At 58.0% G+C, this 20,791-nt stretch carries 16 protein-coding genes; 8 read left to right on the forward strand and 8 right to left on the reverse strand.

The annotated features are described in order from the left end of the window. The first annotated feature begins 2 nt into the window (after nt 1-2). The 6 genes from ACIGG6_RS04655 (at nt 3) to htpX (ending at nt 6,845) form a co-directional block, all read left to right on the forward strand. On the forward strand, nt 3-1,328 hold the full coding sequence (locus ACIGG6_RS04655) for a TRAP transporter large permease subunit (RefSeq protein ID WP_399842658.1): 1,326 nt from the start codon (nt 3-5) through the stop codon (nt 1,326-1,328). Nucleotides 1,329-1,355: 27 nt separating this feature from the next. Next, nucleotides 1,356-2,942 carry a gamma-glutamyltransferase family protein gene (locus tag ACIGG6_RS04660; RefSeq protein ID WP_399842660.1) on the forward strand — a complete coding sequence of 529 codons (1,587 nt, stop codon included), beginning with the start codon at nt 1,356-1,358 and terminating at the stop codon, nt 2,940-2,942. Between the two features lie 147 nt (nt 2,943-3,089). Further along, nucleotides 3,090-3,488 carry a peptide-methionine (R)-S-oxide reductase MsrB gene (gene msrB / locus ACIGG6_RS04665; protein WP_399842663.1) on the forward strand — a complete coding sequence of 133 codons (399 nt, stop codon included), beginning with the start codon at nt 3,090-3,092 and terminating at the stop codon, nt 3,486-3,488. A 93-nt stretch (nt 3,489-3,581) separates the two neighbouring features. Beyond that, on the forward strand, nt 3,582-4,535 hold the full coding sequence (gene ylqF, locus ACIGG6_RS04670) for a ribosome biogenesis GTPase YlqF (RefSeq protein WP_399842665.1): 954 nt from the start codon (nt 3,582-3,584) through the stop codon (nt 4,533-4,535). A 55-nt stretch (nt 4,536-4,590) separates the two neighbouring features. Continuing rightward, nucleotides 4,591-5,838, forward strand: a complete 1,248-nt coding sequence (locus ACIGG6_RS04675) for a pyridoxal phosphate-dependent aminotransferase (RefSeq protein ID WP_253507456.1) — start codon at nt 4,591-4,593, stop codon at nt 5,836-5,838. A 101-nt stretch (nt 5,839-5,939) separates the two neighbouring features. Beyond that, nucleotides 5,940-6,845, forward strand: a complete 906-nt coding sequence (gene htpX / locus ACIGG6_RS04680; RefSeq protein ID WP_399842668.1) for a protease HtpX — start codon at nt 5,940-5,942, stop codon at nt 6,843-6,845. Nucleotides 6,846-6,929: 84 nt separating this feature from the next. Here htpX and pdxB read toward each other — a convergent pair whose 3' ends face one another. Then, entirely contained in the window at nt 6,930-8,075 is a 1,146-nt protein-coding gene (gene pdxB / locus ACIGG6_RS04685; RefSeq protein ID WP_399842671.1) for a 4-phosphoerythronate dehydrogenase PdxB, read from the reverse strand. 84 nt (nt 8,076-8,159) lie between these two features. On the opposite strand from pdxB, the gene ACIGG6_RS04690 reads away from it, so the two are divergent. Further along, nucleotides 8,160-8,441 carry a WGR domain-containing protein gene (locus ACIGG6_RS04690; RefSeq protein WP_188638065.1) on the forward strand — a complete coding sequence of 94 codons (282 nt, stop codon included), beginning with the start codon at nt 8,160-8,162 and terminating at the stop codon, nt 8,439-8,441. 33 nt (nt 8,442-8,474) lie between these two features. Here ACIGG6_RS04690 and ACIGG6_RS04695 read toward each other — a convergent pair whose 3' ends face one another. Together ACIGG6_RS04695 and rlmKL are read right to left on the reverse strand one after the other, a co-directional pair. After that, nucleotides 8,475-8,810 carry a glutaredoxin family protein gene (locus ACIGG6_RS04695; protein WP_399842674.1) on the reverse strand — a complete coding sequence of 112 codons (336 nt, stop codon included), beginning with the start codon at nt 8,808-8,810 and terminating at the stop codon, nt 8,475-8,477. Between the two features lie 34 nt (nt 8,811-8,844). Beyond that, entirely contained in the window at nt 8,845-11,055 is a 2,211-nt protein-coding gene (rlmKL, locus tag ACIGG6_RS04700; protein ID WP_399842676.1) for a bifunctional 23S rRNA (guanine(2069)-N(7))-methyltransferase RlmK/23S rRNA (guanine(2445)-N(2))-methyltransferase RlmL, read from the reverse strand. A gap of 393 nt (nt 11,056-11,448) precedes the next feature. On the opposite strand from rlmKL, the gene rmf reads away from it, so the two are divergent. After that, nucleotides 11,449-11,658, forward strand: a complete 210-nt coding sequence (gene rmf, locus ACIGG6_RS04705; RefSeq protein WP_009722578.1) for a ribosome modulation factor — start codon at nt 11,449-11,451, stop codon at nt 11,656-11,658. A 119-nt stretch (nt 11,659-11,777) separates the two neighbouring features. Here the strand turns inward: rmf and ACIGG6_RS04710 are convergent, their stop codons facing one another. From ACIGG6_RS04710 to ACIGG6_RS04730, 5 genes are all read right to left on the reverse strand, one after another. Then, a complete protein-coding gene (locus ACIGG6_RS04710; RefSeq protein ID WP_399842679.1) occupies nt 11,778-12,794 on the reverse strand; it encodes a quinone-dependent dihydroorotate dehydrogenase in 1,017 nt (338 codons plus the stop codon). 151 nt (nt 12,795-12,945) lie between these two features. Further along, nucleotides 12,946-17,769: an NAD-glutamate dehydrogenase gene (locus tag ACIGG6_RS04715; protein ID WP_399842680.1), complete on the reverse strand. Its 4,824-nt coding sequence runs from the start codon at nt 17,767-17,769 to the stop codon at nt 12,946-12,948. Between the two features lie 177 nt (nt 17,770-17,946). Next, nucleotides 17,947-19,074 carry a tRNA (uridine(54)-C5)-methyltransferase TrmA gene (gene trmA / locus ACIGG6_RS04720; protein WP_399842682.1) on the reverse strand — a complete coding sequence of 376 codons (1,128 nt, stop codon included), beginning with the start codon at nt 19,072-19,074 and terminating at the stop codon, nt 17,947-17,949. Nucleotides 19,075-19,131: 57 nt separating this feature from the next. After that, the gene (murI, locus tag ACIGG6_RS04725) at nt 19,132-19,929 is read right to left on the reverse strand and encodes a glutamate racemase (RefSeq protein WP_089675490.1); all 798 of its coding nucleotides are present in this window, start codon (nt 19,927-19,929) and stop codon (nt 19,132-19,134) included. 166 nt (nt 19,930-20,095) lie between these two features. Continuing rightward, the gene (locus ACIGG6_RS04730; protein WP_083026580.1) at nt 20,096-20,641 is read right to left on the reverse strand and encodes a hemerythrin domain-containing protein; all 546 of its coding nucleotides are present in this window, start codon (nt 20,639-20,641) and stop codon (nt 20,096-20,098) included. Nucleotides 20,642-20,791: the final 150 nt, after the last annotated feature.

Genomic DNA, 20,791 nt, shown 5'->3' on the forward strand with positions numbered 1-20,791 from the left:
GCATGTCTCCTAATGAGTGGCTCGCGATCGGTATGATCGCCGCCTTTTTTGTGCTGCTGATCATTGGTATACCGGTGGCCATCAGCATTGCCGTCACCGCCTTTGTCTTTGGCTACTTGGGCTTCGGCCCGATGCTGTTCAACCTGTTGCCGTCACGTATTTATGGGGTAGTGACTAACTACACCTTTATGGCGATACCGCTATTTGTGTTTATGGGGGTCATGCTAGAGAAGTCGAAACTGGCCGAAGAGTTGATCGATGTGATTGGCCACCTGTTCGGCGGGATTTCCGGCGGCATGGGCGTGGCGATTATTTTCGTGGGTGTACTGTTAGGAGCGGCCACCGGTATCGTGGGTGCCACCATCGTCACACTTGGCCTGCTCACCCTGCCAACCCTGCTGCGCCGAGGCTATCCCAAAACCTTGGCCACCGGCATGATCTGCGCATCAGGTACGCTGGGGCAAATTATCCCTCCTAGTTTGGTACTGATTCTCTTAGCAGAAATCCTCGGCGAATCTGTTGGTACTATGTTTGCCGCCGCGATGGTGCCTGGCTTGGCGCTGGCAGGCATCTACATCGTGGCAATTTTAGTGGTAGCCCAACTCTACCCTGGCATGATGCCACCCATTCCCGCTGAAGAGCGGGCCCAGCTCAGCAAGAAACGGCTGCTGTATAAAGTGATCACCGTGGTCGGCCCACCGGTAGGGCTAGTATTTGCGGTCTTGGGCTCCATCATTGGCGGTATTGCCGCCCCAACCGAAGCTGCGGCGATGGGCGCGCTAGGGGCGCTTGTGTTTGTTGCCTGCTCGGGACGCTTAACCGTATCGCTGTTAAGCGAAGTGGCCAAAGCCACCTTGGTGATCTCCGCCATGGTGTTCTTTATTTTGATCAGCGCTCAGGTGTTCGGCCTCGCGTTTCGGGGCTTGGGTGGCGAGCATTTGGTCGCACGGATGTTTGAGTGGGTGCCCGGTGGAGAAGTCAGTGCCCTGCTATTCATGCTGCTGCTGATGTTTGTACTTGGCTTTTTCCTGGAGTGGATTGAGATTAGCTATATCGCCCTGCCGCTCTTTTTACCCTTCTTCGTGCAGATGGGCGTGGATATGGTGTGGCTAGGCATTTTGGTGGGGCTGGTGCTACAAACGTCGTTTCTTACTCCACCGTTTGGCTGGTCGCTGTTTTTCTTGAAAGGCGTGGCGCCTAAAGAAGTCTCCACCCTAGATATCTACAAAGGGGCGCTGCCGTTTATCGGGCTACAGTTTTTAGCCGTGGCGCTGGTGTTTATCTTTCCAAGCATTGCCACGTGGCTACCTAACGCCATTGGCTGGTAACCACAACCAATAACAAAGGACTTTTCAATGCTCCATACCCAACGTAGTTACGGCGGCAGCTGTGTCGCGCCACACCACCTTGCCGCGAGCGCCGGTCGCGATGTATTAAAGCAAGGCGGCAATGCCGTCGAAGCCATGATCGCCGCGGCGGCGGCCATCGCCGTGGTCTACCCGCATATGAATGCCTTGGGGGGCGATGGCTTTTGGCTGATTCACGAGCCGGGCAAAGCGCCAGTGGCCATCGACGCCTGCGGGCCCGCTGCACAGCTCGCCAACCGTGATTTTTACGCAGGCGAGTCGCAGATCCCTGAACGTGGGCCAAAAGCCGCGCTTACCATGGCGGGCACGATTAGCGGCTGGCAGGAAGCGCTCAACGTAGCGGCAGGCTGGGGTAAAGCACTGCCGCTGCCCACGCTGCTGGCCGATGCCATTCGCCATGCCGATGAGGGCATTGCTGTTTCTCAAAGCCAGGAAACGCTCACCGCCAAACACCTGGAACGCCTGAGCCAAAGCCCCGGCTTTAGCGATGCGCTGTTGCTTAACGGCCAAGTTCCCCGTGAAGGCGAGCGCCTGCGCCAGCCGCGCTTGGCCAATACGTTAAAGCGCTTGGCCAATGCTGGCCTAGATGATTTCTACCGCGGCGAGCTTGCCGCCAGCATGGCGAAGGATTTAGAGGCACTCGGCAGCCCGCTGCGCCTAGCTGATTTTCACGCTTACCGCGCTCAGCAAGTCACACCGTTGCACGTACAACTCAATGACGCTACGCTGTATAACCTGCCCGCACCGACGCAAGGCATGGCGTCGCTGATGATTTTGGGCATTTACGAGCGTATTAAAGCCGCCGAGCCCAACGGCTTTGACCACCTGCACGGGTTAATTGAAGCCACCAAACGCGCCTTTATGCTGCGTGACCGCTACGTCACCGACCCACACCGAGTGCCCACGCCGTTGCAGGAGCTGCTCAGCGAAGAGCGCATTGGTGCAGAAGCCGCCGAAATTAACCCTACCCAGGCGCTGCCTTGGCCCTATGAACCCGCGCCCGGCGACACTATTTGGATGGGCACTGTCGACAGCGAAGGCCGCTCGGTGAGCTTTATTCAGAGCATCTACTGGGAGTTTGGTAGCGGCGTGGTGCTGCCTGAAAGCGGCGTGCTGTGGCAAAACCGAGGCATTAGCTTTTCTCTCAACCCAGACGATTTACGCGGCTTAGCCCCTGGTCGCAAGCCCTTCCATACGCTTAACCCGGCGCTGGCGCTGTTTAACGATGGACGCACCATGGTGTACGGCACCATGGGCGGCGAAGGCCAGCCGCAAACCCAGGCAGCGGTGTTCTCCCGCTACGCGCTGCATGGCATGCCGCTGCAGCAGGCAGTTACCGCACCGCGCTGGCTATTAGGCCGCACCTGGGGGGAGTCCAGCACCAACCTGAAGTTAGAAGAGCGCTTTGATGACCGCTTAGTGAGCGCACTTGCCACCGCAGGCCACGACGTAGAAGTACTACCAGAGGCCTTCAGCGACACCATGGGCCACGCAGGCGGCATTGTGCGCCACCCAGACGGGCTGATTGAGAGCGCTCACGACCCTCGCAGCAACGGCGGTGCTGCGAGCGTATAAAGCCCACTGGCGGATTTTGCCACTTTCGCACATGCTGAACTTGGGCAGGCAGCCTATTGTCATTAGCCATACGACGGCCTAACGGTGATAGGCTAGTCTGCCAAGTAAGCCTCTGATTAACGGTAACCAGAGGGAGAGGAGACCCCCATGGCGAAAATAGACAAATCCCCCGACGAATGGCGCAAGCAGCTCACCCCAGAGCAGTACCGGGTTGCACGGGAGAAAGGCACCGAACGGCCGTTTACCGGTGACTACCAAGTGAGCGATGCCCAAGGTATCTATCACTGTGTTTGCTGCCACGCGCCGCTATTTGAAAACGAGCACAAATTCGATGCGGGCTGCGGTTGGCCAAGCTTTGACCGCCCGTTAGGTGCCCGCAGCGTAGAAGAGAACCGCGACACCACCCACGGCATGATTCGTACCGAAGTGGTGTGTTCCCACTGCGATGCCCACCTAGGCCACGTATTTCCCGATGGACCGCCAGACACCACCGGCTTGCGCTACTGCATCAACTCGGTCTCGTTAGAGTTTCACCCTGACGAGTAACCCCTGAAAGGAAGCACGGCAAGGCGGGCACCATCTGCTAGAATGGTCGCCCGCTTTTTTATGCTTGTATTTTTGTGCTTGTAGGAGAAACCCATGCTCGGCTGGTTCCCCGGACATATGAACAAGGCCCGCCGCCAGATCAAGGACGCGCTGCCGGAAATTGATGTGGTGATCGAGGTGCTCGATGCGCGCCTGCCCTACTCCAGCGCAAATCCCATGCTGGCCGAGCTGACCCGCCATAAGCCGGTGCTGAAAATTCTTTCCCGCGCCGACTTGGCAGACCCCGCCCGTACCGACGAGTGGGTGGCCTTTTTTGACGCCCAGGAAGACACTCGCGCCCTGGCGATTACCACCACCAATACCCGCGAGCTTAAGAAGATTCCTAAGCTTTGCCACGAGCTGGCAGGGGCGGTGCGCGCCGACCGCGACGTGCGCGTAATGGTGATGGGCATTCCCAACGTAGGGAAATCGACGCTGATTAACGGCCTGGCCGGGCGCAAAATTGCCAAAACCGGCAACGAGCCTGCGGTGACCAAGCGCCAGCAAAAAGTGCGTATTGATGGCCGAGTAGCGCTGATCGACACCCCTGGGGTGCTCTGGCCCAAAATCGAAGACCAGGCCAGCGCCTACCGCTTGGCGGCCAGCGGCGCGATTCGTGATACCGCCATTGAGTATACCGATGTGGCTATTGTTGCCAGCGCGGAGCTCGCCAAACGCTATCCTACCGAGCTCACCGCCCGCTACAAGCTGAAAGAACTGCCCACCTACGAAGCCCCCGTGGTGGAGGAAGTCGATGCTGATGGCCCGAAGAAGCCTGATTTTCTTGCCATTGCCGGGTTTGACGGCCACGCCATTCTCAAAGAGATCGCCGGAAAACGCGGCGGCCTGCGCCCTGGCGGCGAAGTAGACCTGCACCGCGGCGCGGAAGTACTGCTGCATGAGTTACGCGATGGCAAGCTTGGCCGCGTCACGCTGGAAACCCCGGCAGATATTCCACCGCCGCCAGCGCAAAACGACCAAGACAGCCCGGCCTCATCCGACGCATAATGAGCCACACGTCAAACACTTCCACGGCACTGGACACTTTTGGATAACGCACCCCATGGACACCCCGCAGCCTAGAGAATCACACACGCTGAAAAAATCACACAAACTGCACAACGTTTGCTACGACATTCGCGGCCCGGTACTCGACCACGCCAAGCGCCTGGAAGAGGAAGGCCAGCGAATCTTGAAGCTCAACATTGGCAACCCGGCACCGTTTGGCTTCGAAGCGCCGGAAGAGATTCTGCAGGATGTGATGCGCAATCTGCCCACCGCCCAGGGCTACTGTGATTCCAAAGGCCTCTACTCCGCCCGTAAGGCGATTATGCAGGAGTGCCAGCGTAAGCAGATTCCTGGGGTGGGTATCGAAGATATCTATATTGGTAACGGTGTTTCCGAGCTAATCGTCATGGCCATGCAGGCGCTGTTAAACGACGGCGACGAAGTGCTGATCCCCGCGCCGGATTACCCGCTCTGGACCGCAGCCGCTCACCTTTCCGGCGGCCATGGCGTGCATTATCTGTGCGACGAGCAGGCCGACTGGGCACCGGATATGGCCGATATTCGTGCCAAAGTCACCAGCCGTACCCGCGCCATTGTGATCATCAACCCCAATAACCCCACCGGTGCGGTCTACCCACCGGAAGTAGTGCGGGAAGTGCTGGATATCGCCCAAGAGCACAATCTAGTGGTGTTCTCCGATGAGATCTACGACAAGATTCTCTACGACGGGGTTGAACACACCGCTACCGGCGCGCTGGCCGACGATGACCAGCTGGTGATCACCATGAACGGGCTGTCTAAAAGCTACCGCTGCGCGGGCTTTCGCTCTGGCTGGATGACGATTTCCGGCACTCTAGCGAAACAGCGGGCGAAGGACTTTATTCAGGGCCTGACCATGCTGGCCTCGATGCGACTATGCGCCAACGTTCCTGCCCAGCACGCCATTCAAACGGCGCTAGGCGGTTATCAGTCGATCAACGATTTAATTCTGCCGGGCGGGCGTTTGCTGGCTCAGCGCGACATTACCGTTGAGAAGCTCAACGCAATTCCTGGGGTCTCCTGCGTAACGCCCAAAGGCGCGCTCTACGCGTTCCCGCGTTTAGACCCCAAAGTGTTCAATATTAAAGATGACCAGCAGTTGGTGCTGGACTTGCTCTTGCAGGAAAAAATTCTGCTGGTACAGGGCACCGCCTTTAACTGGCCAGAACCCGACCACGTGCGCATTGTCACGCTGCCCTGGGCCGACCAGCTCGGCGACGCGCTTGACCGCTTTGCCAATTTCTTGTCTCGCTATCGCCAGTAGTTATAGGCACGCAACCAGCGACTTGAAACTGACATGAAATGCACGTATCTAAGCCATCATTCCATTAACACTTGTTATGACCTTGAGGGAGATCTTCATCCATGATGCGAATCGTGCTGTTTTTAGCCACTAACTTAGCGGTGTTGCTGGTCGCCAGCATTACGCTGCGGCTGTTTGGCGTTGAGAGCTATCTCAACAGCCAGGGTATTAACTTCACCAGCCTGCTGATCTTCTGCTTTGTGTTTGGCATGGCGGGCTCGCTGGTATCGCTGTTTATCTCTAAATGGATGGCGAAGCGCTCAACCGGCACGGTGATTATCGAAAACCCGTCGAACTCCACCGAGCAGTGGCTGGTGGATACCGTGGCCGAGCTGTCTCGGGAAGCGGGCATCAAAACCCCAGAAGTGGGCATCTTTCCCGCCCAGCAGTCCAACGCTTTTGCCACCGGCTGGAATAAGAACGATGCCCTGGTAGCGGTATCGGCGGGCTTGCTCAACCGCATGCGTCCTGAAGAAGTCCGCGCGGTGCTGGCGCACGAAATTGGCCACGTGGCTAACGGCGACATGGTGACGTTGGCGCTGATTCAGGGCGTAGTGAACACCTTTGTTATGTTCTTTGCCCGCGTTGTCGCCCACTTGGTCGATAGCTTCCTGAAAAGCCGCAGCGACGGCGAAGGTGGCCTGGGCTTTATAGGCTATTTTGCAGTGGTGATGGTGGCAGAAATTGTGTTTGGCATCGTCGCTTCCGCGATTGTGGCTTGGTTCTCCCGCTACCGCGAGTACCGGGCTGATGAAGCGGGTGCTCGCTTGGCAGGCACCGGTGCGATGGTCAACGCCCTGGCACGCCTGAAGGCTGAAACCGAGATGCCCGACCAAATGCCGGACACCCTGCGCGCGATGGCGATCACTAAAGGCCAAACCCGCTCGCTAGTGGAGCAGCTGTTCGCCAGCCACCCGCCGCTGGATGACCGTATCCGCGCCCTAAAAGAAGCCGCTTACCGTCAGTAAACTGTAAAGCGCTTGATAAAGCACTTGATAAAGTACGCCAAGGCCCGCCAATGCGGGCCTTGTGCGTTTAGCCGTTTATGTGTGTTAGCCGCAGCGCACCTGAAAGCCTGCCGCCTGAAGCGACGGCTGCAATGACACCGCATCGTTCTCCAGGTAAATGGTCAGCGTGGCGAACTCGCGGCGCAGCGGGTAGTTGGCGCGGCAGCTATCAAAGCCCTTGGCAATCCCCTGGTGCATCACCTGACGCTGCAACGCATCGTGGTCACGGCGCACGTCATACACTGCCCGCACACACAGCCGAAGTGCCTCTTCCACCGGCAGTGCGCTCTGCAACGTTAGCGTGGCCAGGGCTGGTGACGGGCAAAGCTCGCTAAACGGCATACCGCTGGGCAGGTTTAACTGCGCTGCCAACGCCTGTTGAATCATCCAGGTGCCGCGCAGCTTACCATCCAGACTATGCCCGGCAATATGCGGCGTTGCTAAAGCGACCAAATCACGCAGCCCCGCATCAATGCCCGGCTCGTCTTCCCAAACGTCTAACACAGCGGTGATATCGCCCTTCCCCGCCAAACGGCTGCGCAGCGCTAGGCCATCAATGCAGTCGCCTCGCCCGGCGTTTAACAGCAGCGTGCCAGGGGCCAGCTCGTTGATGCGCTGAGCATTCAGCAGTTGATAGGTGGCGTGAGGGCCAGCCTTCACCAGCGGGGTGTGCAGGCAAATCACGTCGCACTCATCAATCAGCATATCGAGTGATACAAAGCCACTTGCGCCCTCTTGTTCCGCCCTGGGGGGGTCACACACCCGCACCGCCACACCGAGCGCCTTTAAGCGACGCTGCAAACGGCTACCCACATTGCCTGCCCCAACAATACCCACGGTTCGCTCCAGCAGCGGCCAGCTTTCTCGCTCGCTCACAGCCAGCAGGCTGCTGAGCACATAATCGACCACCGCCTCCGCATTGCACCCTGGCGCGCTGGCAAAGCCAATATTGCGCTCTTTGAGATAATCAAGATCAATGTGGTCGGTGCCAATGGTGCAGGTGCCCACAAAACGCACCGGGCTATCGGTAAGTAAAGCGCGATTCACCTGAGTGATGGAGCGCACGATCAGCGCATCGGCGTTTTGCAGGTCAGCCGCTCGGATCTCGCGGCCCGGCAGGCGGTGCAACGTACCCACGCCCCCAAAACAGGCGTCGGCGGCGGGGATATTAGCGTCGATAACAAGTTTCATAGGCGTTTTGGTATCCGGGCTTTACAATACGCCCGCAATGGCTTGCTGTGCAGGCATGATCAAGAAGTTGTTAAGGAGATGGGTGTGATCGTACGCTGGGAAACCGACCATGACTATGTGTTGGTGCATATTCACCAGGATATGTTCGGCGACTGGATTTTCAGCCGCGCCTGGGGGCAAATCGGCACCCAGTTTGGCGGGCTGAAACACCAGTTGGCGGATAGCCTGGAGCAAGCACAGATGTGGTTGGAGGATGAAACAACGATTCAATCCTCCCGCGGATTCCGCAAGGTGCTGGAAGCCGCCGACCACACACCGGAAGGCCAGGAAGCGATGCGCCAGCTGTCGCTATTAGACGCACTCTGACGCATCACCTGTTAGCCGGATTCGCCCGTTTCGTTAACCTAAGAAGCGCCGCCCATTGCGCTGATGCACCCCCACGGGGGGCGCTTGTTCCGGCGGCTTGGTGAGCGCGGCAAGTGCCGCCTCATCCAACCAGCCCCGCTCGTTCAACCAGTGGCTTAAACGCGCCACATCGAAGCCGCGATCCAGCTCAACCCCGTTGGCATCCACCAGTACCGGAATCCGCGTGCCGTATTGCTCCACCAGCGCGTCGTCGTCGCTGATTTCGATGTGGTGCAACCTCACTTCTTGATTAGCCAGTGTGGCCACCAGAGCCTCTAGCTGGGCGCACAGATGGCACCCAAGCGTGGTATAAATCGATAGTTCAATCATCGCCCTTGCTCTTTATCGGCTCAGGAGGAGTGGCTCACGAAGGGTGGCGCAGCAAAAACACGTGGTGCAGATTGGTGCGCCGCTGGAAATCCGGGTCGAAGGTGCGCGTGGTGATCTCCTCTACCGCGTAGCGCTCGCTCAGCGCTTCATCCAGCTTAAAGCGCCGCTGGTTGTTGGAGAACACCAGCGTACCGCCGGGGGCCAGGCGTGCCATGGCCAGTTCCACTAAGCGCGGATGGTCGCGCTGCACATCCAGCGTGTCGCGCATCTTCTTCGAGTTCGAGAAGGTCGGCGGGTCCATAAAGATCAGATCAAACTGCGCGTTGGCGGTTTCCAGCCAGCGGAAGCAGTCATCACGCACCACGCGGTGCAGCCTTGGGTCGAGCTTGTTGAGCGCAAAGTTGTCTCGCGCCCACTCCAGGTAGGTGTTAGACATATCCACGCTAACGCTGTCGCTGGCCCCGCCCAGCGCGGCTTGCACAGTGGCCGTCGCGGTATAGCAGAATAAGTTGAGAAAGCGCTTGCCGCTGGCCATCTCGCCGAGCATCCGACGTACCGGACGGTGGTCCAGAAACAGGCCGGTATCCAGATAATCGCGCAGGTTGACCCATAGCCGAGCGCTGCCCTCCTGCACTTCAAAACGCTCGCCGCTGGCTTCGCGCTTTTGGTACTGGGCCGCACCGGTTTGGCGCTCGCGGCGTTTGACGTAAATCTTACTAGGGTCGACACCCAGCGCCTCGGGCAGCACTTCCAGGGCATCAAACAGCCGTTTTTGCGCCTGCGCTGGGTTAATAGAGCTGGGCGCGGCGTACTCCTGCACATGCACGCGGTCGCCGTAACGATCCACCGCCAGCGCGTATTCAGGCATATCGGCATCGTAAATGCGGTAGCAGGTCTCACCGCTCTGCTTCAGCCACTTTTTCAGGCGTTTCTGGTTTTTCGCTAGACGATTGGCAAACATCTGCGCATTTTCCGACACCGCCGGTTTTGCAGTACTGCTTGCCTGGGGCGCCACGCCCGCTTCTGACGGCTCACTGCTCTCCTGAGGCGCAGGACGAACACTGCCAATCTCCATTAACAGCAGTTTGGCATCCAGCGCGCCGTTTTTTAGCGCGTACTGTTTGTGGGCACGCAGGCCTAAGCGGTGGCCGAGGTCCGGGTTGCCGGTAAACATCGCTAGCGTCCAGCCAGGGAACAGCGCCTTGGCTTTTTCACCTAGCTGGGCGTAAAGCCGCACCAGCTCAGGCAGCTCACCTAAGCGTTCGCCGTAGGGCGGGTTGGTGATCAATAGCCCCTGCTCGGCGGTCAGGGTCTCTGGCCGGGTCAGTTGGGCAAGGCTCTGGCCGTGGAGTGTTATCAGCGCAGGAATGCCCGCCCGCATGGCGTTAGATTTCGCGGCGGTCAGCGCTGCCGGGCTTTGATCAAAGCCCATCAGTTCCGTTTTGCAGCGTTTGCGGCCAATCGAGGCGCGTGCTTCAGCTTCGCGTTTTAATTCACTCCACACCGCGTCTTGATGGCCTGCCCAGCCGTGAAAGCCAAACCGCTCACGGTTCAGGTTAGGGGCTTGGTCAGCCGCCATCAGCGCCGCCTCGATCAGCAGCGTACCCGCACCGCACAGCGGGTCAATCAGTGGCTCGCCCGCTTTAGCCCGCTCTGGCCAGCCGGCCCGCACTAGTAGTGCTGCCGCTAGGTTCTCTTTAAGCGGCGCGTGGCCCACATCGCGGCGGTAGCCACGGCGGTGCAGGCTCTCGCCAGAGAGATCAATCCCCAGACTCAGGTTGGCCCGGTGCAGGTGGGCGTAAATACGCAGGTCGGGGGTTTTAGTATCGACATTGGGCCGTTCTTGACCGGCCAGCTGCAGCGCATCCACCACGCCATCTTTCACCGTTTGTGCGCCAAACCGCGTGTGGCGAATGTGGTCGCTGCGGCCATGAAAATCCACGGCCAGCGTCTTGCCAGTGGCAAGGTGATGGCTCCAGGAGATGCGTGCAACCACATCGCGCACCTGCTCTGCGGTCTCTATCATCGCTTCACGCGCCAATAGCAAAATCACGCGGTTTGCTAAGCGAGACCACAAACATACCCGGTAGGCGGTGGCTTGGTCGGCAGAAAAATAGACCCCTGCCACGGTGGTTTTACCCGGCGCGGCGCCCAGGGCTGTCAGTTCGTCCGCTAGCAGGCCTTCAATGCCTTTAGGGCAGGTCGCCAGGAGGTTTAGGGGGGCAGTTTGGCTCAGCTCGGTCATGGTGATCGCCGCGCGTAACCGCGCGTTATTCCTATATATGGCAAATGAGTTTACGTCTTATGACAATTTGATGGTCGACAAGTGACCCCATCATGGTCTAACAATAAGAGGGTAGCTACTAAAAAACGCATGCGTTGCTTGTCTAGGTCATTATTGTGCATGTTTCACAACACCGGTAACGACCTATGGCTTGTTTGAGTTTGCCGCTTCGCCCGTTCAGCACGTGAGTGCTAGGCATTAGCGCTGAGGCAGCAGCTCTCTCTTGAACTTGAAGTCACCTCTCGAAGCAGAGTTGGCTAACGCTGGTGGAGCGCGCTCTTACAGGCATGCTTATACCACGTCGCCTTATGCCCTGTTTCTTATCAAAAGGCTTTCATGAAAAGAGGTTAGCCAATGAAACGACAAAAACGTGATCGCTTCCAACGGGCTTATGTTCACGGCTATAAAGCGGGCATTACGGGTCGCTCCCGTGATGATTGTCCCAGTCAAGATGTCAATTTACGCGAATATTGGATGAGCGGTTGGCGTGAAGGTCGCGGCGATCAGTGGGATGGGATGACCGGCGTTTCCGGTATCCATAAAAACCCCATGGTCATGACCTAGTTAGTTTACCTTTTACCCAAACATTTGGAGAACGGAGCCCGCTGCCAAGCGGGCTTTTTATTGCCTCGACGTATTGCTGCCTCGACAGATCGTTTCAAATCACCCTTCTAGCTCGACGCTCAATCGCCCTGCTTTAGCGCTTTGGCACACTGCTGCACGAGTGCCGGACCTTGATAGATTAAGCCTGAATAAAGCTGAACCAAGTCCGCCCCAGCGGCTATTTTCGCCTTCGCCGTTTCACCGCTATCAATACCGCCTACCCCAATGATCGGCAGCGTAGGGAGATGCGATCGCAGCAGACGAATCACCGTGTTGGACGCTTCAAACACCGGCTTGCCGGAAAGCCCACCCGCTTCTTGAGCCTGGGGGTCATCGCTCACAGCGTCCCGGGAAACGGTGGTATTGGTGGCAATCACGCCATCTAGCTCGTTACGGGCAATGCTGCCTGCCACTAACGCCACTTCCTCTTCGCTCATGTCCGGCGCAATTTTCACCAGCAACGGCACGTTGCGGCCTGCTTGGGCATCCAGCTCGCGGCTTTTAGCGCGAATGGGGCCTAACAGCGCGTCTAACTGTTCGCCAAACTGCAGCGTACGCAGCCCCGGCGTATTAGGTGAGGAGATATTCACCGCAATATAGTCCGCCGCGCCGTGTACCGCGTTGAGGCAGGCCAGGTAATCGTCCAGGGCGTGTTCTACAGAGGTACTCAGGTTCTTGCCGATATTAATGCCCACAATACCGTTGTAGTGACGCTTTTTAACCTGGGCAACAAGATGCTCCACCCCTTTGTTGTTAAACCCAAAGCGGTTGATGATCGCCTCGTGCCCAGCTAGCCGAAACAGACGCGGTTTGGGGTTACCCGGCTGTGCTTTAGGGGTCACGGTGCCCACTTCTACAAAGCCAAACCCCAGCTCGCCCAGCGCATCGAGGTGGTCGGCGTTTTTGTCCAGCCCGGCAGCCAGCCCGACCCGGTTAGGAAAACGCAGCCCCATGAGTTCGACAGGATCACTTACCGGCTCGCCATACACACGCTTAATGCCGCCCACCTTGTGCAGCGCGTCAAGCGCATTCAACGCCATGCCATGGGTGGTTTCGGGGTCCAGGCGGAACAGCAGCGAGCGGGCAATTGGGTACATCAGCAAGACTCTCCTGAGCGTGGGCAAAGTGCGGGGCGGGCGCAGTATAGCGCACATCGCCCCCTCTTCGCAGGATGAAAAAAAGCCGCGCCCTGGTCTCCCAGGGCGCGGCTTTTCGTTAGAACGTAGCTTTCATAGAACCCGTCAGGGCTTATGCTTCGCTATCGCTCTCCGCTAAATCCACCAGCTCACGAACCGCGACGGCAAACAGCGCGAATCCGCCTTCGCTTCCGCCTCGCACTTCGTCGATCAAGCGGCACCAGCGGCGGTGCAGCTCAGCGTGCTGCTCCAACCACTGGGCAACCCGCTCCTGGGTATCGCGACTGCCCGCCTCCAGCTTCAAGACACTTGTCGTCAGCGCCAGCTGCTGGCGGTCGATATCATCGCGGAAGGTTTCCCGCGCCTGGGCCTGCCAGGAGTCGCGTACTTCCAGATGTGTGACCTGCTGGATCATCCAAGGAAGCTCTAAGCGGCTGCCGATTTCATAGAACACCTCGGCGACTCGTTGGGGCTTCTCGTTGGTGATGCGGGCCGCTTGAATGATCCCCAGGCCAGCGTAGAGGCTCGGTGCCGCTGCCACGGTAGCAGCCAATGCTTCTGGCACACCAGCGGCTTGCAGCTCGTCGCAGCGCTTGCGCCATGCGGCCTGCTCTTCACCGCTAAGCAACTCGCCAATGCTCTCCTGCAGCTGCGCTAAGCGCGGACCAAAGTACTCAATGGTGTCCTGGGTCGAAAGCCCCAGGTGCTGACGCAGGAACCAGCGTGTTGCACGACGAATCATGCGCATCAGATCCAGCATCATGGAGTACTGCACGCGACTGGGCACTTGGTTATCCAGTGCTTCAATCTGTGCCCACAAATCGGTCAGGTTGAAGGCATCCCGGGCGACGACGTAAGCGCGGGCAATATCGGCTCGACCAGCACCGGTCGAATCCATCAAGCGGCGTACGAACACAATGCCCATGTGATCAACGAGGTCATTAGCCACCTGCGTTGCCACGATTTCCCGCTTCAGGCGGTGGTCGTACATCTCGGTTTGATAGCGCTCGGTGAGCACGGCGGGGAACAGGCGCTCCAGATGACGGTGAATATAGAGATCGTCCGGCACGTCAGAGTTGATCAAGTCGCCCTTCAGGGTGCTTTTGGCATAGGAGATCAGTACCGACAGCTCCGGCAGGCGCATGCCCTGGTTGTTGCTGGCACGCTCTTTCAGGACATCATCGGCAGGCAGGAACTCAAGCTCGCGATCAATTTGGCCAGCTGACTCCAGCTCGCTGATAAAGTGACGGTAAGGCCCCATACCCTGATGGGAGAGAATTTCCGACAGATCCAGCGCCTGGGTCTGGCGGTAGTTATCCAGAATAACCAGATCGGCGACTTCTTCGGTCATATCGGCCAGCAGCTGGTTACGTTGCTTGTCGGTCATATCGCCACGCTTGACCACTTCATCAATCAATATCTTGATATTGACCTCGTGGTCCGAGCAGTTCACGCCGCCCGCATTGTCGATAAAGTCGGTGTAGACGCGCACGCCGTTGGCGGCGGCTTCCATCCGGCCACGCTGGGTCAGGCCCAGGTTACCGCCCTCGCCGACCACACGGCAGTTCAGCTCTTTACCGTTGATGCGCAGCGCGTCGTTGGCTTTATCGCCCACGTCCGCATCGGTCTCTTCTGAGCTTTTCACGTAGGTGCCGATACCGCCGTTCCAAATCAGATCCACCTTCGCCTTGAGCATGGCGCGAATCAGATCGTTAGGAGACAGGCGGGGTTCTTCGATACCAAACACCTGCTGCATTTCTGGCGTGATGGTGATCGATTTAGCACTACGGTTAAACACACCGCCACCCTGGGAAATCAGCTCGGCGCTGTAGTCTTCCCAGCTGGAGCGCGGCAGATCAAACAAACGCTTACGCTCGGCAAAGGCCGCCGCGGCATCAGGGTTCGGGTCGACGAAGATGTGCAGGTGGTTAAACGCACCGACCAGTTGGATCTTGTCGGAGAGCAGCATGCCGTTGCCGAACACGTCACCCGCCATATCGCCCACACCTACCACGGTGAACAGGTCTTCCTGGGTATTCACGTCCAGGTTTTTGAAGTGACGCTTCACGGATTCCCATGCGCCGCGGGCCGTGATCGCCATCTTCTTATGGTCGTAGCCGTTTGCGCCGCCTGAGGCAAAGGCGTCGCCCAGCCAGTGGCCATACTCCACGGAAATCGCGTTGGCGATATCGGAGAAGGTCGCGGTGCCTTTATCCGCGGCAACCACTAAGTAGGTGTCGTCTTCATCGTGACGCACCACGTTTTGCGGCGGTACCACCTCGCCACCCACGAGATTATCGGTGACATCCAGCAGCGCGCGAATGAAGATTTGGTAGCACGCGATGCCTTCTTTCTGCTGGGTTTCGCGGTCGGCGTTTTCCGGCATGCGTTTGCACACAAAGCCGCCTTTCGCACCAACGGGCACGATTACCGCGTTTTTCACCTGCTGCGCTTTAACGAGGCCCAGCACTTCGGTACGGAAATCTTCAAGACGGTCCGACCAGCGCAGGCCGCCACGCGCCACTTTGCCACCGCGCAGGTGAACGCCTTCGACACGCGGCGAGCAGACAAAGATTTCAAACGCCGGGCGCGGTTTGGGCATACCCGTTACTTTCGACGGTTCAAGCTTGTAGGAGATGTAATCCTTAAAGCGGCCATCGTCAGTTTTCTGGTAATAGTTGGTGCGCAGGGTCGCTTGGATCAGCTCCATAAAGCGGCGCAGCAGCTGGTCGTCATTGAGGCTGGCAACGCCTTCCAGGTGCTCGTTAAGGCGTGCTAAGCAGTCGTCTAGGTTACTGGGCTGTTGGGCCGGGTCGAAACGTAAGCGGAACAGCTCAACCAGGGTTTGGGTGATGGCCGGATAGTTGGCCAGCGTTGCGGCGATGTAGTCCTGGGACATGCCGAAGCGGATCTGTTTCAAATAGCGGGCATAGCCGCGCAGCATAGCCACTTCACGCCAGTCCAGGCCAGCACCGATAATCAGACGGTTAAAGGCGTCATTATCGGCCTCGCCTGCCCAAATGCGCTTGAACGCTTCGCTGAAGGTGTCGCGCATTTCGCTCAGGTTGACGCCTTCGCGGCTATGTTCCAGCTCAAAGTCGTGAATCCAATAGCGCTGCTGCGGCGCATTGATATCGTAGGGGCGCTCGCCAATCACGCGCAGGCCGAGATTTTCCATCATCGGCAACACATCAGAGAGCGGAATTTGCGATTCGCGGTGGAACAGTTTCAGGTTCATGCCGCCTGCCTGCTCTTCCAGCGGGCGGTAGAGCGATAGCGACAGGTCATCGCCACTATCCAAGGTTAACAGGTGGTGAACGTCAAATACCGCCGTGCGGGCATTGAAGTCTTCCCGGTAACTAGCGGAGAACGCATCGTGGAACTGATCGATCAGGTGGTTAGCACGCTCTTCGCCAAAACCTTCGACCATGGCTGCCTGCAGCTCGTCGCGCCAGCTGCGCGCCAAGCGGGCGACTTTGCTCTCCAGACGCTTCAGGTCGTACTGGCTGGGGGCATCGCCGTTGAAACGTAGAATGAGCTGGATACGCGCCAGCACCGACTCAGACAAGTAAGTATTGAAGTCGCCAAAGTGGGCATCCAACTCATCACACAGCATGCCCTGAATGCGCTGGCGCAGGTCGGTGGAGAACACATCCCGTGGTACAAACACTAAGCAGGAGTAGAACTTACCGCTGACATCGGCGCGGATGAACAGGCGCACCTGACGGCGTTCACGAATATTGAGAATACCCAACGCGGTGCTGGCCAGGGATTCGGTGCTGATCTGGAACAGGTCATCACGGGGGTACACTTCCAGCACCTGCAGCAGCTGCTTGCCGTTGTGGCCCTGGGGGTTGAAGCCAGCGATATCCATCACGGCTTTGAGTTTGCGGCGCAGCAGCGGAATATTGCGCGGCGACTCGTTGTATACCGTGGCCGTAAACAAGCCAAAGAAACGACGCTCGCCGATCACATTGCCGTCATCGTCGTAGCGGTCGACGGTGATGTAGTCTGGATAAGTGGGGCGATGCACGCGGGAGTGGTGCGCGCTTTTGGCGAACGAGAGCAGTTGCGGCACCAGCACGTAGTCGTCGTGCTCGTCGATGCCCTCTTCGGTGCGGATACGCTCACGGTAGCGCGGCTGATCTAGGCGGAATACGCCCAGCACGCTGTTAGGATCGCGCTGCAGCTCGTTACCGTCCAGCAGGTACTCGTCGTAGCCTAGGAAGGTGAAGTTATCCTTCAACAGCCACTCTAGGAAGGCAATGGCTTCTTCGTGGTCATCCGGGTCAATTTGCGGTGGGCAGTTCTTTTCCAGCTCTTGAATGGCGGAAGTAATCTGACCGCACATGGCATCAAAATCGCCCACGGCGGTGCGCACATCGCGCAGCACTTCATGCAGATTGCGCTCAATTTTCGCCAGGGACTCGGCGTCGGTGTGGCGATCTACTTCGATCACAATCAGCGATTCACGGGCATCCGGTGCGTTCTCATCTTTGGGAGAGGTCAGCGCCTTCAATTGATGCTGGCTATCACGCGCCACGGCGAACACAGCGTTTTGAATGGCGTGTACCGTTAGGCCGCGACGGTTGAGTTCAATGCGTACGGAGTCGACCAAAAACGGCATATCTTCATGGAGCACCGCCACAAAGGTGTGGGTCGACTGCCAACCATGCTCTTCAAAGTCCGGGTTAAAAATACGCACTTTGGGGCTTTGCGGGTCATGGTGCTGTAAAAACTGCCAGATGGAGAGCGTCGCGCCGTAAAGGTCATCCAACCGACGGTCTACCAGGTCTTCCACTGGTACCGTGGCGTAAAAGTGGCGCGCAAAGGCTTCGATGGCGGCCGCCCGTGCTGGCTCCAGTCGCGCTTCCAATCGCTCTTGTAGCTGCTTTAAAAGATCCCGCCGACTCTCTTCAATCGCAACGTAATGCATCCATCACCTCGACTGCCTGGGGCCACTACATAGGCCAAAAAAACGAAGGACAATAGGCCTTTAGGCCACTCTACCTGTTAGCTTACGCTACCCAGGACCGCCACCCTAACCATCTGACAGGTTATTCATGGAGTATGCCGCTTGTGCATCATAAGCACTATTGACAAGTTCAGCGTATCAGCTTTGTGAGGCCACTTGTGGCTGCCGACGGGTCAGCAACACACCACACTCACAGTGGTGGGTAAACGGGAACTGGTCAAATAGCGCAAAACGCTCAATATCGTGGGTCTTAGTCAGTAGCGTTAAGTTTTCGGCAAGCGTGGCCGGGTTGCATGAAATATAGACGATTTGAGCGTATTCGCTGATTTGATGGCAGCTTTGCTCATCCAGCCCTGCCCGGGGTGGGTCTACCAGCACGGTGGAGAAGTCGTACTCCTCCAGCGCCATCTCGGCTACTCGACGGCCCGCCTTTTCGCCTTTCAGCGCCAGGGCAAACTCTTCCGCCGACATGCGCGCCACGTGGGCATTGGTCACGCCGTTAGCTTCTAGGTTGACGTTGGCGCTAGCGACGGAGGTACGCGAAATCTCGGTGGCCAGCACGCGGCGGAAGTTCTCAGCCAGCGCAATGGTAAAGTTGCCGTTGCCGCAATACAGCTCTACCAGATCTTCTGCCTGGCGGCCTTGCGTGGCTTCTTTGGCCCAGCTCAGCATGGTTTGGCAAATATGCGCGTTGGGCTGGGTAAAGCTGTTTTCTACCTGCTGGTAGTGCAGCGTGCGGCCATCCACCGTGAGCCGCTCCCATACGTGATCCTGGGTCACTACCAGGCGTTGTTTACGAGAGCGGCCTATGATCATGATATCTAGAGATTTTTCCAGAACGCGGGCTTCGGCTTCCCAGGCATCGCCCAGCGGGCGATGGTAGATCAACGTGACCAGCGCTTGCCCCGAGAGCGTGGTTAAAAACTCCACCTGGAACAGGCGACGGCGCAACTCGTCGCTGGCGAGAAAGGCGTCGCGCAGCTTAGGCATTAGCTCATTGATATGGGCGCTGGCCACCGGAAACTGATCTAACCGAACCACTCGTTTGTTTTTGGAGTTTTCCGGGTCGACCTCAAACATGGCGTAAAAGAGGTCGTTCTCTTCATGCCAAATGCGAAACTCGCAACGCTGGCGATAATGGCTGGGTGGCGAAGGGTACACCTCCAGGGCAGGCGTATCGAACGCGGCAAAGGTGCTTTCCACATAGGCTTGCTTCTCAGCCAGCTGTTCGTCGTAGCGTGCTGGATCTACTGTAGGGATCGCCAAGGTGGCTCCTCATCACTAAGTATTAAAATAGGAAAAAAGACGTTTATTCACCGCCGCCTAGCGGGCGCCGGGCAGTACGAGCGGCCGTGGTTCATGAAAGCCGTAGCGGGCGAAGCCATCGGTAAGCGCCTGAGCAGGCGCCGTGGTGAAGCAACGGCCATCGTGTGCACTGCTCACCAGGGTAGTGGCCACCTGCCCCACCCGGCGGGCAATGGCATCACCGGAGTCTACCCATGTGATAGGCGCTGGTGCCAGCGTGACTAATAGTGGTTGCAGCAACGGAAAGTGGGTGCAGCCAAGCACGACAGTATCTAGCGCGGGGCTCTCTAGGGTGGCTTGCCATAGCGGCGCTAGCGCTTGCTGAATGCGCGGTGCGTTGAGCGGCGTTCCGGCTAGCCACGCTTCAGCTTCGGTAACCAGGGCATCTGCCGCTATTTTGGTCACCACGCAGTCGCTGGCAAAGCTGTCGATTAGCCCCTGGGTATAGGGGCGATTCACCGTAGCCGTCGTCGCCAACAGGCCAATATGGCGCGATGTGCTCATCAGCGCTGCCGGTTTAATCGCGGGCACGGTACCAATCACAGGAATTGAGAGCGTTTGGCGCAGCCCTTCTAGGGCAAGGGTGCTGGCAGTATTACAGGCAACCACCAGCACGCTGGCTTGGCACGCTTGGACTGCCGCCTGGCAAACCATCACAATCCGCTTAGCGAGGGTCGCATCGTCGCGCAGGCCGTAAGGTAGCCAAGCGTTGTCGCAAGCGTAGCACAGGGCAGCCGATGGATAGTGCTGGCGCAGCGCACGGGCAACGGAAAGCCCGCCCACGCCGGAATCAAAAATCAGTATAGGCCCTGACATCACCCTTCACCTGCACAGTCCGCTATGTTGAAACCCACCCCATTAAATAGTGGCACTACTGGCAACGGCCACCACGCAATGACTCAGCTTTTCAGCCGCCCAATAAAAATGGGGCGCCAGTTTAACACGCCCCGTTCGGCTCTGAAGGATTCACATTTGACAGGAGTTACAGTGCTGGAACTTCCGCACCGCATAGTTCAGCGTAAAGCTCTGGGTAGGCGAGTTGCAGACGCTCCAGCTCTTTTTCGGCCCCTTCGGGCAGGGCCTGACGTAGCTCTTCCATATCCTCTTCGCTGAAGTGCTTATCGATCAGCGGGAAAAGCCCCTCGCGCTCGTGACGCAGATAGCCGCGGTGGGCTTCCAGGTACGCTTTGAGATCTTCGGCAAAGCGATCCATGGGCAGGATGTTGTCCATCAGGATCATATCGATATCTTGGGACAGACGCATTAAGCGCGGCTTTAGCTCGCGATAGTCGTTAGCCATTTGCTCCATCAGCGGGAGGTGCTCTGGAGCCTGGGTTTTGAGCCGTTCAACGCAGATGCGCTCAAGGGGCGTAGCAAAACCATCCATGTAGGACAAAATGTAATCGACCACCTCACGCATCAGTTGAAAGTCGGGCCGCTCGCCGTTGGCCAAGGTTTTATGCTTTAGCTGCAGCACATGGAGCATTCGCGCCATGTTGGCATGATCTAGACGCAGTTGGTTTAACATCGTGCCGTCTCCTTCGTAAGTGTCATGCCTGCCGCTCTCCCTACGGAGCATTAGGCACGCGATCATGAGCTGGGTTCTACTACACTAGCGTTAATCCTTGCCTTGCGCCTCTAAGATTACTAACGCTGGCGGGCGCTTCTTATTGTTATG

It is taken from the genome of Vreelandella lionensis, assembly GCF_044543515.1.
Classification (GTDB): domain Bacteria; phylum Pseudomonadota; class Gammaproteobacteria; order Pseudomonadales; family Halomonadaceae; genus Vreelandella; species Vreelandella lionensis.

Bases quoted from the DNA above. Each gene is read 5' to 3' on its own strand.
- ACIGG6_RS04655 (WP_399842658.1), top strand. From the start codon at position 3: ATGTCTCCTAATGAGTGGCTCGCGATCGGTATGATCGCCGCCTTTTTT.
- ACIGG6_RS04660 (WP_399842660.1), top strand. From the start codon at position 1,356: ATGCTCCATACCCAACGTAGTTACGGCGGCAGCTGTGTCGCGCCACAC.
- msrB (WP_399842663.1), top strand. From the start codon at position 3,090: ATGGCGAAAATAGACAAATCCCCCGACGAATGGCGCAAGCAGCTCACC.
- ylqF (WP_399842665.1), top strand. From the start codon at position 3,582: ATGCTCGGCTGGTTCCCCGGACATATGAACAAGGCCCGCCGCCAGATC.
- ACIGG6_RS04675 (WP_253507456.1), top strand. From the start codon at position 4,591: ATGGACACCCCGCAGCCTAGAGAATCACACACGCTGAAAAAATCACAC.
- htpX (WP_399842668.1), top strand. From the start codon at position 5,940: ATGATGCGAATCGTGCTGTTTTTAGCCACTAACTTAGCGGTGTTGCTG.
- pdxB (WP_399842671.1), bottom strand. From the start codon at position 8,075: ATGAAACTTGTTATCGACGCTAATATCCCCGCCGCCGACGCCTGTTTT.
- ACIGG6_RS04695 (WP_399842674.1), bottom strand. From the start codon at position 8,810: ATGATTGAACTATCGATTTATACCACGCTTGGGTGCCATCTGTGCGCC.
- rlmKL (WP_399842676.1), bottom strand. From the start codon at position 11,055: ATGACCGAGCTGAGCCAAACTGCCCCCCTAAACCTCCTGGCGACCTGC.
- rmf (WP_009722578.1), top strand. From the start codon at position 11,449: ATGAAACGACAAAAACGTGATCGCTTCCAACGGGCTTATGTTCACGGC.
- ACIGG6_RS04710 (WP_399842679.1), bottom strand. From the start codon at position 12,794: ATGTACCCAATTGCCCGCTCGCTGCTGTTCCGCCTGGACCCCGAAACC.
- ACIGG6_RS04715 (WP_399842680.1), bottom strand. From the start codon at position 17,769: ATGCATTACGTTGCGATTGAAGAGAGTCGGCGGGATCTTTTAAAGCAG.
- murI (WP_089675490.1), bottom strand. From the start codon at position 19,929: ATGTCAGGGCCTATACTGATTTTTGATTCCGGCGTGGGCGGGCTTTCC.
- ACIGG6_RS04730 (WP_083026580.1), bottom strand. From the start codon at position 20,641: ATGTTAAACCAACTGCGTCTAGATCATGCCAACATGGCGCGAATGCTC.